The organism is Laspinema palackyanum D2c, from assembly GCF_025370875.1.
Taxonomy (GTDB): domain Bacteria; phylum Cyanobacteriota; class Cyanobacteriia; order Cyanobacteriales; family Laspinemataceae; genus Laspinema; species Laspinema palackyanum.
Genome location: NZ_JAMXFD010000040.1, coordinates 1 through 17154 on the forward strand (window position 1 = coordinate 1; position 17154 = coordinate 17154).

General features: G+C 47.2%; 14 protein-coding genes and 1 pseudogene. 11 read left to right on the top strand and 4 right to left on the bottom strand.

The window, feature by feature from the left end; all coding sequences use genetic code 11:
* Positions 1 to 288 (top strand): annotated as a pseudogene (locus tag NG795_RS26385) (calcium-binding protein); the annotation flags it as partial.
* Positions 289 to 323: 35 nt separating this feature from the next.
* Here the strand turns inward: NG795_RS26385 and NG795_RS26390 are convergent.
* Positions 324 to 1235: a DMT family transporter gene (locus NG795_RS26390; protein ID WP_367291585.1), complete on the bottom strand. Its 912-nt coding sequence runs from the start codon at positions 1233 to 1235 to the stop codon at positions 324 to 326.
* Between the two features lie 338 nt (positions 1236 to 1573).
* Here NG795_RS26390 and NG795_RS26395 point away from each other — a divergent pair, with 338 nt between their 5' ends.
* Positions 1574 to 1879 (top strand): DUF1830 domain-containing protein, encoded by a 306-nt coding sequence (locus tag NG795_RS26395; protein ID WP_367291586.1) that lies wholly within the window; start codon positions 1574 to 1576, stop codon positions 1877 to 1879.
* A 178-nt stretch (positions 1880 to 2057) separates the two neighbouring features.
* On the opposite strand, the gene fabG is transcribed toward NG795_RS26395, so the two are convergent.
* Positions 2058 to 2825: a 3-oxoacyl-[acyl-carrier-protein] reductase gene (gene fabG, locus NG795_RS26400; protein ID WP_367291587.1), complete on the bottom strand. Its 768-nt coding sequence runs from the start codon at positions 2823 to 2825 to the stop codon at positions 2058 to 2060.
* Between the two features lie 171 nt (positions 2826 to 2996).
* Between fabG and psb32 the strand changes: the two genes are divergently transcribed.
* On the top strand, positions 2997 to 3725 hold the full coding sequence (gene psb32, locus NG795_RS26405; RefSeq protein ID WP_367291588.1) for a photosystem II repair protein Psb32: 729 nt from the start codon (positions 2997 to 2999) through the stop codon (positions 3723 to 3725).
* A 165-nt stretch (positions 3726 to 3890) separates the two neighbouring features.
* On the opposite strand, the gene NG795_RS26410 is transcribed toward psb32, so the two are convergent.
* Entirely contained in the window at positions 3891 to 4274 is a 384-nt protein-coding gene (locus NG795_RS26410) for a DUF4346 domain-containing protein (protein ID WP_367291589.1), read from the bottom strand.
* Between the two features lie 188 nt (positions 4275 to 4462).
* On the opposite strand from NG795_RS26410, the gene NG795_RS26415 reads away from it, so the two are divergent.
* Positions 4463 to 5998 carry a glycosyltransferase gene (locus NG795_RS26415; RefSeq protein WP_367291590.1) on the top strand — a complete coding sequence of 512 codons (1536 nt, stop codon included), beginning with the start codon at positions 4463 to 4465 and terminating at the stop codon, positions 5996 to 5998.
* A 46-nt stretch (positions 5999 to 6044) separates the two neighbouring features.
* Here NG795_RS26415 and NG795_RS26420 read toward each other — a convergent pair whose 3' ends face one another.
* Positions 6045 to 7868 (bottom strand): aspartate kinase, encoded by a 1824-nt coding sequence (locus NG795_RS26420; RefSeq protein ID WP_367291591.1) that lies wholly within the window; start codon positions 7866 to 7868, stop codon positions 6045 to 6047.
* A gap of 1278 nt (positions 7869 to 9146) precedes the next feature.
* Here NG795_RS26420 and NG795_RS26425 point away from each other — a divergent pair.
* The 7 genes from NG795_RS26425 (at position 9147) to NG795_RS26455 (ending at position 17154) form a co-directional block, all read left to right on the top strand.
* Positions 9147 to 9989, top strand: coding sequence for a transglutaminase-like domain-containing protein (locus tag NG795_RS26425; protein WP_367291592.1), 843 nt, complete (start codon positions 9147 to 9149; stop codon positions 9987 to 9989).
* A gap of 210 nt (positions 9990 to 10199) precedes the next feature.
* Positions 10200 to 10922 carry a 4'-phosphopantetheinyl transferase family protein gene (locus NG795_RS26430; protein WP_367291593.1) on the top strand — a complete coding sequence of 241 codons (723 nt, stop codon included), beginning with the start codon at positions 10200 to 10202 and terminating at the stop codon, positions 10920 to 10922.
* Positions 10923 to 11032: 110 nt separating this feature from the next.
* Positions 11033 to 12802 carry a glycosyl hydrolase family 28-related protein gene (locus tag NG795_RS26435; RefSeq protein WP_367291594.1) on the top strand — a complete coding sequence of 590 codons (1770 nt, stop codon included), beginning with the start codon at positions 11033 to 11035 and terminating at the stop codon, positions 12800 to 12802.
* Positions 12803 to 12867: 65 nt separating this feature from the next.
* On the top strand, positions 12868 to 13467 hold the full coding sequence (gene recR / locus NG795_RS26440; protein WP_367291613.1) for a recombination mediator RecR: 600 nt from the start codon (positions 12868 to 12870) through the stop codon (positions 13465 to 13467).
* A 295-nt stretch (positions 13468 to 13762) separates the two neighbouring features.
* The gene (locus tag NG795_RS26445; protein ID WP_367291595.1) at positions 13763 to 15352 is read left to right on the top strand and encodes a hypothetical protein; all 1590 of its coding nucleotides are present in this window, start codon (positions 13763 to 13765) and stop codon (positions 15350 to 15352) included.
* Positions 15353 to 15433: 81 nt separating this feature from the next.
* Positions 15434 to 16255 (top strand): hypothetical protein, encoded by an 822-nt coding sequence (locus tag NG795_RS26450; protein WP_367291596.1) that lies wholly within the window; start codon positions 15434 to 15436, stop codon positions 16253 to 16255.
* A gap of 305 nt (positions 16256 to 16560) precedes the next feature.
* Positions 16561 to 17154, top strand: coding sequence for an IS607 family transposase (locus tag NG795_RS26455; RefSeq protein ID WP_367291614.1), 594 nt, complete (start codon positions 16561 to 16563; stop codon positions 17152 to 17154).

Here is a 17154-nt window from a genome sequence, read left to right on the forward strand (position 1 = left end):
GGAGGCAATGGCAATGATGTCCTCTGGGGAGATTTGGGAAATGATACCTTAATTGGCGGGACAGGAGAGGATATCTTGGTCTTGCGCGAAGGGGATGGGGTTAATTTAGTGATAGATTTTGAACTCGGAATTGACCGCATTGGATTGGCAGCGGGATTAACTAGAGAGCAATTGAGCATTACTCAAGGAACTGGGGTGACTAATATTTCGGTTGGGGGTGAACTTCTGGTGGTTTTGAGTAATCTGGATGCTTCGATGATTACTCCGGCGGATATTGTGATGATTTAGGGGAAATTTGAGGGGATTTTTTCCGACTCCAAGGGTTAGGATTCGGAGGGAATGGGTCGAGTGGCAAGGGCGGCGATCGCCACGCCAATCAGCAAGACGACTGCACCACCGATTACCCCCATTCCAGGCAGTTCTCCAAAAATAAAATAGCCTAAAATACTAGCCCCTACAGGTTCAAATAGGATAACTAAGGTAACCAACGTTGGGGAAATCCAACGCAACCCCCAGTTAAAACTCGTATGTCCAATCAGTTGGGGTCCGATCGCCATCAAGAGAACATACCCATACACCGATGGGGGATACCCCAAATAACGGGTTCCCCATAACAGCGGTAATGGCAACAAAATCAGGGCCGCACTACTATAGGCGATCGCCGCATAACTGCCAATTCCCATCCCCCGCCGTTGTGCCTCTTTTCCTAACAATAAATACCCGCTAATTGCCCAGGACCCAATCAAAGCTAAACTATTCCCCAGTAGCGGATGACTGGCGATCGCACTCGATTCAGTCCCACTCAACCCGATTGCTAATCCCCCGATTAATGCTAGGGTCATCCCCACTAAAGTCTTGGAATTTGGCTTTTCTCCAAACAGGAAGGAAAACAGGGCAATCCATACGGGATTTGTGGTGACGATCGCCGTAGAGGCGGCAATCGAGGTATAGGATAAGGACGTAATCCAAGTGGCAAAATGAAGGGCGAGAAATCCCCCGGCAACCCCAGCATAAATAATCGCCCCAGATTGTAGAGGTTGCGGTTTGATGTTTCTCCAGGCAGGTAGCAACAATAGGGCCGCTAAACTCAACCGAGAGGCCGCTAAAATCAGGCTAAATCCTACCCCTTGCACCCCGGCGGCCTGGAATGCTAATCGGATTAAAATCGCCCCAGTAGATAAAGCGAAAATACCTAGTCCTAAAATTAAAATGAGAGTCCAAGGGGCCGGTTTCATGGTTCACTTCCTGTACTGGCAAGACTTCCGCAAATTGAACCGATAGAACTCAATCCGTAGGCGGGCAGTCAATAAATTGATACTTGTACGGATGCCGGGAATCAGCTAGTCCGGACGGGGCTGTATTTATCATCACCTCAAGCCTTAACATGGCCCTCTCTATCCGGGTATATACCTAAGTCCCTCTCCGATCCCATAATCTAACTTAAGATAGATATAAAAGTCTTTTATGAGTGGTATAAATTAGGATATGAATTTGCCAATTTCTATTCATATTAAAGGTAGAAAAAGAGGGCAAACGTCAAACCCCAACCCACTTAACATTGATTGCCATTAAAATGCTATTAAATTCAACCCTGGAAGAACAAGTTAAAAACGACCCTGCTTTTCCACATCTTTTATGTTTTCATAGCAATTCAACTCCTTATCTTCAAATTATAAAACTAATTAATTCAAAAGACTTTGAATTAGAACGGGTTCTTTTTCCTCAACAACGGTTGATGTTTACCGCTGCTCCCGAGGCCCAATTAGAAATTACCACTTGTCAAAATGGCATCCCTGGGAGGCCGGAACGAATTGCTTGCGATCGCTTGCAGGTTCAGGTATCCGACTCTCGTTCTTATCCCCAATCCATCGCTTCTTGAAACCTTGAATTAGACTCAGTAAGACGAGAGAATCCCTACTGTTCTAACCACCCCTGAGCCTTTGCCGAAAAAGTTGGCAAAGGCTAATTTTTTGAGGAAGGGAAAGGCTATTTAAACCGGCTTTAACTTTAAGAATGGAGGCATTTTTGCAGGCCGGTTTCCCCGGAGTGATGGCTGATTAAGCCATTACCATTCCCCCATCCACATTAATCGTTTGCCCGGTGATATAAGCCGCAGCCGGGTCCGCCGCGAGGAAGCGAACTAAACCGGCCACTTCTTCAGGTTCCCCATAACGACCGAGGGGGATAAATTTGAGGATTTCTTCCCCACCTTTGAGGTCTTTGGTCATATCCGTGGATATGAATCCGGGGGCAACTGCATTGACTGTAATCCCCCGAGATGCAAGTTCTTTAGCAACAGTTTTGGTAAAGCCAATTACCCCCGCTTTTGCTGCACTGTAGTTTGCTTGGCCGGGATTACCCATTTGACCGGCAACGGAAGCAATATTAATAATCCGACCGGATTTTTGTTTGAGCATGAGTTTGCTGACGGCGCGAGTACAGAGAAAAACTCCGGTGAGATTGGTGTCAATGACGGCTTGCCAATCTTCCAGTTTCATTCTTAACAGGAGAGTGTCGCGAGTAATTCCAGCATTATTGACTAAAATATCGATGCGTCCCCATTGATCCGTCACGGTTTTGATCAAGGCATCGACGGAATCAACGTTGCTAATATCGGCTTGGATGGCAGTTGCCTCGCCACCAGCGGCGGTGATTTCCTCCACCAGTTGATCGGCGGCGGTACTATTACTGGAATAGTTAACGGCAATTTTAGCTCCTTCGGCGGCGAGGGCGACTGCAGTCGCCCGACCAATTCCCCGCGAAGCACCCGTCACCACCGCTACGCGATCGCGCAATCGTTGCACCTGTTCTGGCAATGCTTCCATAGAGAGTATCCTTCTTTTCACTACTTTTTGAACTCAACCATCTTACCGGGTCAGAGGCAGCAACAAATCGCAGAGTTGGGCTTTTTGAGCAAGTCGCCGAGGGAGTCATCGGGTTTAATCGGTCCGGGTCAATGGGGTAAAGTTAAACAATAAGTTTGTAAGACTCATTTTATGAAACAGATCCTTCACCGAATCACCTCCTGGAAAGCCGGATTCACCGGACTCCTGTTATCCATCGTGGCGATCGCCTTAGCAACCCTAGTGGCAGTGGCACCCGCTGCGGCAACCGGGGTTTATCAAATGCCGATTCTCCATGCTGGCGATCGCACCTGGACCCTTGATGATGCCGAAGTCCTCAGTCGCCTCACCGAAGGCAATCTCAACAAAGCCCTTAGCGCACTCCAAAAAGACACCGGCAACGAAGTTCGTCTCGTCACCATTCGCCGCCTAGACTATGGCGAAACCATTGATAGTTTTACCGAAAAACTTTTTGAAAAATGGTTTCCCACCCCAGAAGAAGGGGCCCATCAAACCTTACTGGTGGTCGATACCCTCACCAATAATTCCGCCATCCGGACTGGAGATGACATTAAATCTCTCTTAAGTGCTGAAATTGCTGAAAGTGTGGCCCAAGAAACTCTCCAAGTCCCCTTACGAGAGGGGGATAAATACAATCAAGCTTTAACCGACGCCAGCGATCGCATGATTGCGGTTCTTTCGGGTCAACCAGACCCCGGTCCTCCGATTGTTGATACCAGTTTGGACATCGAACGCACCTTTGCCACCGCAGAAGAAACCGATACCGGCAATGCCACGATGGTGGTGATTGTCCTGTTAGTCCTGGCAACGGTGATCCCAATGGCAACCTATTATTTCTATCAAGGAGGCTTTTTACAGTAACGTACCGCATCGATTTTGACTCTGGATTCGCCTTGGGGATGAGCGCATTGACCCAGAATGCACTCATCCCCAACCTTAGGGGTTAGAACCCGGGTTTTATCTCAAACTCTTCGACTGACGTTAGAACCCATCAAGGGTAGAACCCCGGTTGCTTGTCCCTGGCCCTTAGTCCTGAACATACTCCTCCCCAGTCACCAGGGCCATCTGAGCACGCATAAATTCTCGTCCGAGATAGGCGGCGTGATCCAGCATCGTCACTGCACAAGGGTCCGTTTCCTCAAAAATTTTCACGCACAATTCTTTCGCGGTTCTTCCAGAGAATAACGTTTCGTGGGTGCGTTCGACCTTTCCTCTTGCCGGTATTGGTTTCCCGGTTTCCGGGTCAACAGCTAACCCGCGCTCATCAATCACATTGGTATAATGTTTGGCACAAATCAATTCTGCCTCGCGATCAAGGTAGATGATGAAATAACCGCCGGGGTCTAGAGCAAGCTCACGTTTAGAGAGTTCGTCATCAATGGCACGAATCGTGGATGGGAGTGAATTCATAATTAATGAGAGCGACTTTTATCTTCTAGATTATCGAAATAAGCGCGATCGCCATGATCCAAATTATCTTTCATTTTCGGTCAAAGACTGACCAGCTAATGCTTCAGGCTGCAAGCTACTATTGAGAATGTGGCGAATCTCCCTCAACCCTATACACTTGAGGCAGTCGTTTGGTAAAAAATCTGCTTATGCGTATTGCATTTCTCAATCCCCAGGGTAACTTCGATCCAAAAGATAGTCATCTGACTGAACATCCGGATTTCGGGGGCCAGTTAGTTTATGTGAAACAGGTGGCGATCGCGATCGCCCATCAAGGTCACAAAGTTGATATTATCACTCGCCAGATTATTGACTCCGACTGGCCCGAGTTTGCCGAACCGTTCGATTCCTATCCTGGGGTGGAAAATGTCCGAATTATCCGCTTTCGCGCGGGCCCAAAAGGATTTATCAGGAAAGAACTCCTCTGGCCGCATCTGGTCAAAGAATGGGTGCCCAACATTCTCCAATTCTATCGACAAGAGGGCGCATTCCCCGATGTATTTACCGCTCATTACGGGGATGGAGGTCTCGCCGGGGTGTTGATTGAAGCCGCCACGGGTATCCCGTTCACCTTTACGGGTCATTCCCTCGGCGCTCAAAAAATCGACAAACTGGAAATGACGCCGCAAAATATGGAAAGCATGGACAGGCATTTTCATTTTACTCGGCGTTTGGTGGCGGAACGCTTAAGCATGAATCGGTCAGCGGTCAATATTACCAGTACGCAAACGGAACGCTTTGAGCAATATGCTCATCGGGTTTATCAGGATGCGGTGGATGTGAACGACGATACCCGGTTTGTGGTGATTGCACCCGGGGTCGATGCCAGTATGTTTAGTCCTAATGTCTCCTGCGAGAACGAAAAAGAGATTCAGGACCTGATTGATGAGCGATTGGCCCGGGATATTGATGAGGACCGTCTCGGATATCCAATTATTTTGGCCTCTAGCCGCCTCGCACCGAAGAAAAACCTTCAAGGACTCGTGGAAGCCTTTGCTCAGAGTGAGACGCTGCAAAACACGGCAAATCTGGTGATGATTACGGGCGGACTGGATAATCCCCTCCAGGAAGAATGCGGCGATGACGAAACGGAACGGGTCTTAGCGCCGATTCGGAAAGTGGTTAAAAAGAGTAAGTTATGGGGGAAAATCAGCGCGTTTTCCTTGCCGGATCAACCGGCTTTGGCGGCTTGTTATCGGTTTTTAGCAAAACGGGGTTCAGTATTCACCTTAACTTCATTGTTTGAACCCTTTGGACTCGCCCCGTTGGAAGCCGCAGCAGCAGGATTACCCTTGGTGGTGACTGAAAATAGCGGGTTGAGTGAAGTGCTCAAACAAGCCCCGGAAGAATGTGCGGTACTCGTCGATCCTTGCGATCCAGCAGATATTGCCCGAGGATTAGAACGGCTGGTAGGGGATCCCGAGTTGTGGGAACAGATGCGATCGCGCTCTCAAAAGTTGGTTTTGGAGGACTACACCTGGGAAAGTACCGCCAAAGAGTATCTGAAGGTCATTAAACAAATTGTCGCTGCACCCAATGACCGACGGCCCCCCAAGGTTCTGGTGATTCATCCCTATTTCCGCAATCCCAAACCGGCTTTTGATTTGAATTTGGATGATTTAACCGCCCTGTATTTTCAGACCCAAGAAGTGACGGAAGAAAAGCCGGAAGAAAATAACCCCTAATAACCGGAATGAGGGTGGAATTTTATCCACCCTCATAGCTGTTTCATCACGCAGGAACTTCAATTTTTTGAGTTCCAGCCAGATTGAAAATGGCATGAATCACTTGCAAGGCTTTCACACCGGATTCACGCTCAACCACGCAACTGACTTTAATTTCAGAGGTGGCAATCATTTGGATATTGATCCGTTCCCTTGCTAGGGCATTAAACATCTCAGCAGCAATGCCGGGGTGATTGACCATGCCGGAACCAACAATGCTAACTTTGGCAATTTCCTCGTCTACAATAATTTCCCCACATCCCAATTCTGCGGCTAAGGGAACTAACACTCTGCGGGCATCTTTAGCATCATTCCGGGCCACGGTAAAGGCAATATCTCGGGTGGGAATACCGTTGATAATATGACAGCGTTGGGATTGGATAATCGTATCTACGCTAATATTTTCCTGGGCGAGGACACCGAAGAATTTTGCTGCCATGCCGGGGCGATCGGGGATATGGCGAATTGCCACCCGCGCTTGATTCAAATCCAGGGCAACTCCGCGTACTGGGGGAGTATTGGGGGCGATCGCCTTACCTGCACTGGAACCACCGGATTGCAGGGGAGAGGAACTGACTTCAAACGCTTGACACAAGGCATCGATCGCCCGATCGCATTGGTCCGCATCCACCACGCAACTCACTTTCACTTCTGAGGTGGAAATCATCTGCATATTCACTCCCGCCTCAGCCAGGGTAGCAAACATTTTCGCCGCCACACCAGGACGTCCAATCATTCCCGCGCCAGAAATGCTCACCTTGGCAATCTGGCGATCGACCATGACTTCTGCCTCTTCTGGGGCTGAATCCAGGCGGTTGCGGAGGGTGGGGGCGATCGCCGCTGCCACTGCCTCTGCCTGATTCACCGATTCCTGACTCACGGTGAAGGCAATATCATTGGTATTTAATTCGTGAATGGACTGGATAATCAAATCCACATCCACTTGTTGCCGTCCGATTTCCCCAAACAACTGCGCCGCCACACCAGGGCGATCGGGAACCCGCAACAGGGCAACTTTTGCCTGATTCGTATCAAATTCCACCCCATCCACGGGATGCACCAATTCCAACCCTTCCAGGGGTCGCGCCATTGGTGTTGGCGAACTCACCAGAGTCCCGGGATCATCAGTCCAACTGGAGAGAACCACCAAGGGAACGCCATAGTTGCGGGCAATTTCCACCGCCCGAGGATGCAAGACTTTTGCCCCCAGACTGGCTAATTCCAGCATTTCATCGCAGGTAATTTCCGTCATCAGTTGGGCATCAGGAACTAACCGGGGGTCAGCGGTTAAAATGCCGGGGACATCGGTATAGATTTCGCAGCGATCGGCCCGTAAAGCAGCCGCCAGGGCCACCGCCGAGGTATCCGAACCCCCCCGTCCCAGGGTGGTAATTTCCAAGTCTTTCGTACTCGCAATCCCTTGGAATCCGGCAACCACGACCACTTTACCCTCGGTGATCTGTTGCTCAATTCGTTGCGTCTCAATTCGCAAAATCCGGGCGCGGGTATGTGCCGCTTCCGTGACAATGCCCACCTGTGCACCCGTGAGGGAAATTGCCGGTTGCCCTAATTCTTGCAACGCCATACTCAACAGGGCGATGGAAATTTGCTCTCCGGTAGACAGCAACATATCCATTTCCCGGCGAGAGGGATTCGATGAGATTTCATTGGCTAATTTTACCAGTCCGTCAGTGGTTTTCCCCATCGCCGAAACGACCACCACCACGGAATTGCCGCCCTGCACGGTTTTGATCACCCGTTCGGCAACGGCGTTAATGCGTTCAACGGACCCTACGGAGGACCCACCGTATTTTTGGACTATCAGCGCCATAATTCTTACCCACTTTTACCTTAAACTCGCCCCGAATCCCAGGGTTGCGCTGCAACTGACATTCAGGTGCGCGTGCGGCCTATAACAATAACTTAATCAAGGTAACAGACTGCTGTTTCCGAAAACCGCTTAATTTGCGAATTGCTTCACCCTGGGGCCAGCCCGGACCACCAGAAATGATGCCCCTCGGACTAAACCCCACAGAATATGGCGGTTTCCCGGGGCAGTTTGGGCCAGAAGTTTACTTAACTTAATCTTGTTCAGAGTCAATACTTACATTGATGTAAACCTTTCTTACATTTGCTTGCATCTCCATAAAAACCCGCTAAAGTAGTAATTGAAGCGGAAAACGCTTCCCTGGCAGATTCAAACAGCCAAGTCCACGTTCACACCTAAAGAGGTTAAAGCTGTTCAATTTCACATCTGTCTCGTACCACAACAAACCGAAGAACATCACCCAATCCCCGGGCTGATATTTCCTCAACTGATGCAGTAGGGAGCAATGCGATTGAAACTACGGTTTCACGGCACCTCCACAGAAGCTCAAAGGAACAGAGGAAGTCACTAAGCTAGGACCGATTGGGTGTTGTTTTTTGCCCGAAATTTTTAATAGCAACACCCGGCGCGGGATTTATTCCCCTCCAACGGTCATCGACTCAGCAAGTCCGCCCAAAGTAAAAAATCGTGATGAATTTAACTAAACTATCGGAAAAAATACCCGCAATTTCCTAAAATATTAAGAGTTGATTGGCTACAGATAAATTAAATAAAATCCCTAAACAGACCAGGTTTATCAAAATAAAAAGTCTTCCATTAAGTTTCCAGTATTTTTGACAGTTGATGACCTCAGAACTGTTAAAAAACTCTACCTTATCTTATGGGGTCTGGTGCGAACAAAATTTTTTCCCTGGGGACTTAACCTTAGATTTGCTGCAAGAGTGTCAGAAGAAAAAACTATTGTAAAGGGTTGTTAACTAGCTCAAACCGTAGCTAAAATCAGCCTGATATTGATAAAAACACCTTTTTTGCTGCCGTTTTTCTATAAATAAAGCATTACAGAAACTCACTAACTTTGTTACCAGTTGGCCGCAATTTTGTATAAAGCCTTATCCCCCTACTATCCCTAAAAAAAGGTTAAAATAATCTTTCCCGTCGGTTTTAACCGAATGCAAGCTATTAGGCAGCCAACGTTTAAACGATTGGCGGCGGGTTGTCGCTACTCCCTCCCAATTATGCTAAAATTAAATTCAACTCTACCCCATCCCCGCTTTAAAAGCCATGAAATTCAAACTAGGGTGTACGCTCAATTATAATGTTGAGTCCCTGAGTACCTTTGTGTTTAATATCCGCGTTGTTGAAACCCATTGTCAGAAAATACTCACAGAACAATTAATCATCGACCCGGATATTCGCATCGATGAATATGTGACCCCCTTCGTAGAAAACCGCTATTTCCGCGTGAATGTCCCTGGGGGTACAAATTTGAATATTTTCTATCAGGCAACCGTGGAGATGACCCACTTTTATGCGGATGCCAATACCATTGCTGAAGTGCCGCCAGCAGATTTACCTGTGGAGACGTTCCACTATCTTTATCCCAGTCGGTATTGCGAGTCCGATCGCCTCCATTATTTAGCGCTTTCTGAATTTGGAGACTTGACAACCGGATATTCTCGGGTGACGGCGATTTGTAATTGGATTTATGAAAAGGTGATTTATGAGTATGGGACGAGCAATCCCCATACTTCGGCATTTGATACGGCAACGGAACGGATTGGGGTTTGTCGGGATTTTGCTCATTTGGCGATCGCCTATTGTCGTGCCTTGAATATTCCAGCACGATGTGTGGCAGGATATGCTTATGGGTTAACTCCACCTGATTTCCATGCTTGTTTTGAGGCATATTTGGGAGGACGTTGGTATCTGTTTGATGCGACTCGGTTAGCGCCTCAAAATGGCATTGTCAGAATTGGAACGGGACGGGATGCTTCCGATGTTGCCTTTGCGACGATTTTCGGGAATATTGCTTTGAATAAGATGGAGATTTTGATGGAACATATTCCTGATGAAAAGAGTTCAGAGGTTCCGGAATTAACCACCAAGGCGATTTCGATTTCTTGACCATTATAGAGCAAGAGTAGTAGACTTCTCGCTCGCTATGTGAAATACGAGCGAGATTTTTTGAAGGAGGAAAACGACTGAAGTCGTTATTACGAACGAAGACAAGAGAACGACTGAAGTCGTTATTACGAACGAAGACAAGAGAACGACTGAGGTCGTTACTACGAACGAAGACAAGAGAACGACTGAAGTCGTTACTACGAACATCGGATGAATATAGAATGGAAACTCCCACCTAAAACCATCAGACTCTCTCCGCAACAGGTTCATGTTTGGCGGGTGGAACTCGATCGCAATTCCACAGAAATCCGCCAATTTCGAGCCCTGTTGTCCCAGGAGGAGCAAAAAAGGGCCGATCGCTTTTATTTTGAACACGATCGCAGTCGGTTTATTGTAGGACGAGGGATGTTGCGATCGCTGTTGGGGAAGTATTTACAGGTTGTACCGGACAAGATAGAATTTCAGTACAGTGCCAAGGGGAAACCGATGTTGGCAAATGTTGAGCAAAATCTGCATTTTAATCTGTCGCATTCTGGGGGATTGGCGCTCTATGCGATCGCCTCGGAACCTGTAGGAATTGATTTAGAGCAAATTCGTGACTTATCCGATGCGGAACAGTTGGCGAAACGGTTTTTTACGCCAGCAGAAGCAGAGGCGATCGCTGCTTTACCACTGGCACAAAAACAAGCAGCTTTTTTGAATGCTTGGACTCGCAAAGAAGCATACCTAAAGGCAACTGGGGATGGATTAGCAGGATTGAATGAAGTGGAGGTGTCTCTAATCCCGGGAATGCCTGCCAAATTAGTGGAAATTCAGGGAAATTCCGAGTTAGCATCCAATTGGTTTATCGGGGAACTGCACCCCCATCCCGACTATATAGCAGCAGTGGCGATCGCTGGTCAAAATTGGCAAATATGTTATTTTAAAAATTAACAGCAATAAGCTAACGCACACGCTCCGCGAACGCACTCCTTTAAATATCTGCAATGCCATCCCGTCGGAGGCATCTCTGCTAATTCACGCAATCTTAATCAGAGGATATCATGAATCAACCCAAACATCACCTCGGTCCTCGGTGGAAAAAATTCTGGCAATTCGTCTGCCTTGCGGGTTGCGCCTTGAGTCTGATTCTCGGGGGTTATGGCATCTCTAATTATAGCAAAAATCTCAACAATTCCCTCGAAAATTCTCCCCCCACCTTGCCTAATACCGTCGCAGTTAATTCCGTAAACTCACCGGAATCTGTCACTGCAACACCTCCATCGGCAACCTCAACCACTGTTGGAATACTTGCCGCAAATTGTGGGAGTCCCCAGGGAGGACCGACGGATAATCCTATTGCTGAACAATATTCTAATTCCTCCTATACTTGGACCAATCAAATTAAATGGAACTGCGTCTATAATATCCAAGATTTTGAGGGAGGAACGATGGTAGCGCGGTTTAATGCAGCGCGAGATGCTGCTGCCGCAAATGAGGGAGGCGTGGTTTATTTTCCGGCAGGAACCTACTCATTTGAGGATAGCATTAGCCTAAAAAATGGAGTGGTTATCCGAGGTGAAACTCCCTCAGTCGCCGATGCCAAAAATGCCGAATTTAATCCTCCATCAAAACTGCAATTTCCCAAATATGAACCTCAATTTTCAGGGGATGGTACTCCCAACGACTCCGCATTTAAAATCATCACCACCACTGCCGGAGATAGGGATAGTAATATTGGATTAGTTCATCTGGATATCAATCGCGCCGCCATTTCCTTGCGGGGAGATTTGGATACCGGGAATAATCAAAACATTGTCATTTTTGGCATTCGCAGCAACAATGTTGCTGAACCCGACCCGCGAGTTCCTGATACTTCTTTTCAAAGTCCTTGGTTGCGTTACAGTTATCGATTTGCTGCTAATATTACAGTCAATGCCAAGGCTAATATTTTAATTGCTAATAATCGGGTTAATGATAATATTACCGACAACTACAACCAACCTAATTATCAAGTTAAACCCATTAAAGAGGAACAAATTATCACCTATCGAGAAGGAAATAAAGTACCCTTCCACTATGGCAATCACTATGGAATTGTCGTGAATCGGTCCAAATCCGAGGGATTCCAAAAAAATGCCAATCCCAATACAGAACCGGGACTATTTCGCCCGGGAATTACCGTCCGAGATAACTGGGTTTATCACACCATGCGGGTCGCCATTTCTGCCTCGGGAGATGGGTTAGTCATCCAAGATAATCAAGTCCGCGACGAACGCGGAAAACAATGGTGGACTGACCCGACGGGGTTAAAAGAACCCCGAGGTGCAGTCACTTTAGAAAATCGGGCAATTGATTGGTCTGGGTCCAATGTTTTGGTAGAGGGAAATCAGTATGAAGTATATCGCCATCGCATCCGAGATACCCAATATATGAGTGTAGATGGGGAGGGAATTTTGATTCAGGAATGTTGTGGGGGAACCGAAGTCAATGGTGCGATTCTCCGCAATAATCAGGGGAATACTTATATTGGTTTGTACAAAATTCCTTCAATTAAACAGGTGAAAATTGTCGGAAACAGAGTCACTGCGGAGCTGGGTAATATTGAGCTAATTTATGTAAATGCTGACACCAATAATGCTCCCGGTGTGATGGAAGATGTCACCATTGCGAATAATATTGTCAATGGCGGAATTTTAGCCAGAGGGACAGGGGGAGGAAAGAGAAATACCGTAGAGAATAATCAGGGAAATAACTCAGCGTCTTTGACCTATTCCTGCCATGTTGCTGCCAAGGGAAATACAGGGTTTCAGGAAGCTCCTTGTTTACCGTAAATTCCTGTTCATTGGGGAACAAAAATCGGTAAAATGGAAGAGTATCTTTTGGAGTCCACAGGAGACTGACCGTTTATACTCGTCCTTTAGCTCGTTTAATCGAGCAACTGCAACGTTTGCCGGGAATTGGCCCTAAATCCGCCCAAAGACTGGCCCTCCATTTATTGAAGCGACCCGATGAGGAAATTCAGGCATTAGCGAAAGCGTTAATCGATGCCAAACAACAAGTCGGATTTTGTAAAGAGTGCTTTCACTTGAGTGCAGAACCCATTTGCGAAATCTGTCGTGCACCCAATCGCGATCGCGATGTGATTTGCGTGGTTTCCGACTCTCGCGACTTAATTGCCTTAGAAAAAACTCGGGAATTTAGAGGCAAATATCATGTTCTCGGTGGGGTGATTTCGCCTATGGATGGCATTGGACCCGAACAACTGAATATTCATGCATTAGTCCGGCGCGTGAGTCAACAACAAATCAAAGAAGTGATTATCGCCATTAGTCCCAGTGTAGAGGGAGAAACCACGACCCTTTATGTGGGACAATTACTAAAACCTTTTACGCGAGTCACGCGCATTGCCTTTGGATTGCCAATGGGAGGAGATTTGGAATATGCCGATGAAGTCACCTTAGCGCGTGCCTTGGAGGGTCGTCGAGATTTAGACTAGAATGCCCGTACAGCAGAGATGAGAAACCGGGTTTCTGTGCAAAATTTCTGCCAATCTGGAGCAAATCTGGGCGGTGAAACCTGGTTTCTTGTCCCCCTCCTCTCATCCCTCACCGGAGATTCTAACCAACGGATGGCATACCCCCTGATCCGGGTTTGAGCTAGGATAGATCGAAACTATGACGAATCAAGCGCCAGAAACGCGACGATTTTTATCTCTTTCGAGCAAATCACGCCCAGCCTGTAAAGTCAATCTACCACAGGCGTTGCAATTATCAACCTAGTATTAATCCGTCATGAGTCAATTCCTCTCTCCCATTAAAGGACCCTTGGTATTGGGTCTCATAGAGCAATTCAATTCTGTCCTGCTGCCTCCCTACTTACTCGGGTTTGTTCTAAGTCTGATTGTCCTGACATTTTTTACGATATTTCTCCGGTGGGGAGTTTATCAACATTTAATTTATTTAGCCTCTCGGGTTCGGGGTTTAATTTATGACCCTAATCCCACTAAAAAGCCGAGAATTGTTGAAGAAATCGAAGTTAGATGTAAGGAGTCTAGTCCCGCTTTAGAACATATAAACACCGGGGCGTTAATCGACCAAGTTTATAGTAGACATCTCCTCAAAAATGAACAAATCGATTATTTTTGTCGATTTTTACCCAATCTTTTACTCTCCTTGGGTTTGCTGGGAACATTCCTAGGAATTACCATGAACCTAGCCGAACTCAGCCAAACCATTAATGATTTTGGGGTGGGGAGTATTGATGCGTTGGTTCAACAAGTGCAACGACCCCTGCAAGGGATGGGGGTGGCGTTTATTAGTAGTTTAACTGCTGTTGCTTGTAGTGCTTTGTTGACGGTGGTCAATTTACTCAGAAATACCAGTATTGCCAAATATCAACTCATCAGCGCGTTAGAAGATTATATTGATAATATTTATGGCCCTGCTTTAAATCGCCGATCGCCTTTAGATAAAGCCGTCGATCGCCTCGAAACCCTCTTCGGTACTTTTGTCAGTCAGTTCTCTGTCTCCGTCAAAGAAGCGGTTTCTTCCTCTTTAGGAGAAAGCGTAGAGCAAATTACCGAAGGCAACCGCCAAGCGAATCATCTCGCCACTCAAGTTTACAATCGCCTGATGGAATCCTCCAGTTCCATGATGTCCGGTGCAACCATGTTTCGGGAGTCGGCACAAATCTTTGAAAAGAGCCAATTTGCCAATAAACTAGCCAGTTCCACGGATAATTTAGCCAATACTCAAAGGGATTTAGCGCGTTCCGCCTCGGTGTTAAATCAATCCACCCAGGCATTGCAACTGGCGATCGCCTCTTTGCAAACCACCAGCCAAGAAACCATTCATCTCTCAGAAGAAATCGCCGGATTAAGCAAGAATTCCGGTCAAGTTCTGAACTTAACCCAAAATAACCAAACTGCATTATCCGAAGTCGTCGGAGAAATGCAGCAAAGCGCTCAAATCTTCCATTCCGTTATCAAAACCCTAGATACCTTACAAAAGCGATTAGCAACAAGAACCGATCGCTTTGTGGATGTTCATACCGAACTTTATAAATTAGTCGAATCCCTGAAACTGTTTACCGAAGAAATGAGAGAGGGAATGCAAACTTTAGGCGATCGCCTCGTCACATCCCTCGGCGATCGTCATAACATCAATCCCGCCTCCGACCCCGTTGCCACCCGCATCTCCAAACTCGGCAACGACCTCACTGCCGTACAATCACAACTCACGCAAGTTGTCAAGCATTTAGAATCCGAAGAACAATCAGGAATGGCACCCACCCGGCTGAGTCCTCCTCCCGCCAACAATTCCAACGACCCCTTTAACCCAAAACTGGTCAACTGGGAGGAAGAAGAAAATCCCGAAAAATAAGCCTTAATCCTCAGAAAACATCCCCCAAATCCCCACTTTAACCCGGCACAAATTCACCCTAATTAACGGAGAAATTGCCTCATGAAATCCAGGTCAAGGCGGCATGAAATGCCACCGGAATTTGATATTTGGCCCGCATTTACGGACTTAATGTCCAATGCGTTTATGATTCTCAGTTTCCTGCTGCTGCTGGCAATTATCAAACCCTTAGTCTCCATTTCCAGTATGCGCGAAACCGAAGAAGCCCTCCGCCAACAGCTTCTCCGGACCCAAATTGACCTCACCAGCGCCCAAAACCGCGCCACCTTAGCCGAATCCCAAGTTGCCCCCTTAGTCGCCCAAAATCGCGCCTTAGCCGCGCAAACCCAAACCTTACAGGGACAATTGCAACAGGAAATGGCAACGCCGAAAGCCCCTCCCATTATCGTGATTCGTGATACCGGGGCTTATCAATTTTCTTCGGGAAGTGCTCAACTTCCCGATGCCTTAGAAACTTATGTTCGCAATCAATTAGTCCCTCAAATTGAAGCCAATGCCGCCGCTTATAATATCAATGTCATAGAAATTATTGGACATACCGATGGACAACCCAATAATGCCAGTTCGAGTAATTTAGACCGTTCCTTACCCCAAGTTGCTGCCGGTACAACCCCAGTTAATCAGTTAGTTCCCGGTTCAAATGCTGATTTAGGATTAATGAGAGCTTTAGCCGTGGTGCAAATTTTACAAACCATTCAAGGCACCGAAGGGAAGCTGCAAGGATTACAATTTCGCCCTTATTCTGCGGCGCAATTAGTCTCTCCCACGGGAAATTTTGGGAATGTTAATCCGAACCCCGATGAAAGCAGAAGACGGATTGAAATTCGGTTTACCCGCTTAGGGGAAGAAACTAGCGTTCAATAAAAAAGCCTTGCACCCTGAAGGACTCTGTTGGCGAATCAAGAAAGAGACCTCTCCCCAAACCCCTCCCCACCTCTTTTAGGGATTTCCAACAAATAAATCATATAAACGTTCGTAGTGACTCCTTCACGCCCGTCATCTTTAAAGAAACCCCTGAAGGGGTTACTACGAACTTTTTGCGGGTTTTATTTTTTGGAGTTCCCTTAAGGCCCTCTCTATAGAAAAGAGGGAGATAGATTTAATCTCAAATTAGCTAGACATCTTAGGGCAATGCGGTATAATAACTGACAAGCGTTGAGGAAAAACCTATTGCCAGATATGTCAAGCCCAAGGAAGCCGCCAAAATCCTTGGGGTCCACGAACGAACACTCCGCAGGTGGGATGAAGATGGCTCAATCGAAACCATCAGAACCCCTGCCGGACAAAGGCGGTATAACATCGAGTCCTATACTGCCAAATCAGGAAGCGAAAATCGCAAAGTCGTCGTTTACGCCCGGGTCAGCAGTCGCGCACAACAGCCAGACCTCAACCGACAGGTTGCCGCACTGTCCAATCTCTACCCCCAAGCAGAAGTCGTCTCGGAAATCGGAGGCGGACTCAACTTCAAGCGAAAGAAAATGCTTGCCCTATTGGGACAAGTCTTGTCAGGTGATGTCCGCATGGTTGTCGTTGCCCACAAAGACCGATTGGCAAGATTCGGATTTGACTTGTTTCGATGGCTCTGTGAACAAAACAGGTGTGAACTCGTGGTTCTCAACGAGACAAGTCTTAGTCCAGAACGAGAAATGGTTGAGGACATCCTCGCCATCCTCCACTGCTTCAGTTCCCGACTCTACGGATTGCGTAAATACAAAACTCAGGTCAAAGAAGATCCAGATTTACCCAAGCCCCGAGCTAAATAA

Bases quoted from the DNA above. Each gene is read 5' to 3' on its own strand.
- NG795_RS26420 (WP_367291591.1), bottom strand. From the start codon at position 7,868: ATGGCGCTGATAGTCCAAAAATACGGTGGGTCCTCCGTAGGGTCCGTT.
- NG795_RS26395 (WP_367291586.1), top strand. From the start codon at position 1,574: ATGCTATTAAATTCAACCCTGGAAGAACAAGTTAAAAACGACCCTGCT.
- psb32 (WP_367291588.1), top strand. From the start codon at position 2,997: ATGAAACAGATCCTTCACCGAATCACCTCCTGGAAAGCCGGATTCACC.
- NG795_RS26425 (WP_367291592.1), top strand. From the start codon at position 9,147: ATGAAATTCAAACTAGGGTGTACGCTCAATTATAATGTTGAGTCCCTG.
- NG795_RS26450 (WP_367291596.1), top strand. From the start codon at position 15,434: ATGAAATCCAGGTCAAGGCGGCATGAAATGCCACCGGAATTTGATATT.
- NG795_RS26430 (WP_367291593.1), top strand. From the start codon at position 10,200: ATGAATATAGAATGGAAACTCCCACCTAAAACCATCAGACTCTCTCCG.
- NG795_RS26445 (WP_367291595.1), top strand. From the start codon at position 13,763: ATGAGTCAATTCCTCTCTCCCATTAAAGGACCCTTGGTATTGGGTCTC.
- NG795_RS26410 (WP_367291589.1), bottom strand. From the start codon at position 4,274: ATGAATTCACTCCCATCCACGATTCGTGCCATTGATGACGAACTCTCT.
- fabG (WP_367291587.1), bottom strand. From the start codon at position 2,825: ATGGAAGCATTGCCAGAACAGGTGCAACGATTGCGCGATCGCGTAGCG.
- NG795_RS26415 (WP_367291590.1), top strand. From the start codon at position 4,463: ATGCGTATTGCATTTCTCAATCCCCAGGGTAACTTCGATCCAAAAGAT.
- NG795_RS26390 (WP_367291585.1), bottom strand. From the start codon at position 1,235: ATGAAACCGGCCCCTTGGACTCTCATTTTAATTTTAGGACTAGGTATT.
- NG795_RS26435 (WP_367291594.1), top strand. From the start codon at position 11,033: ATGAATCAACCCAAACATCACCTCGGTCCTCGGTGGAAAAAATTCTGG.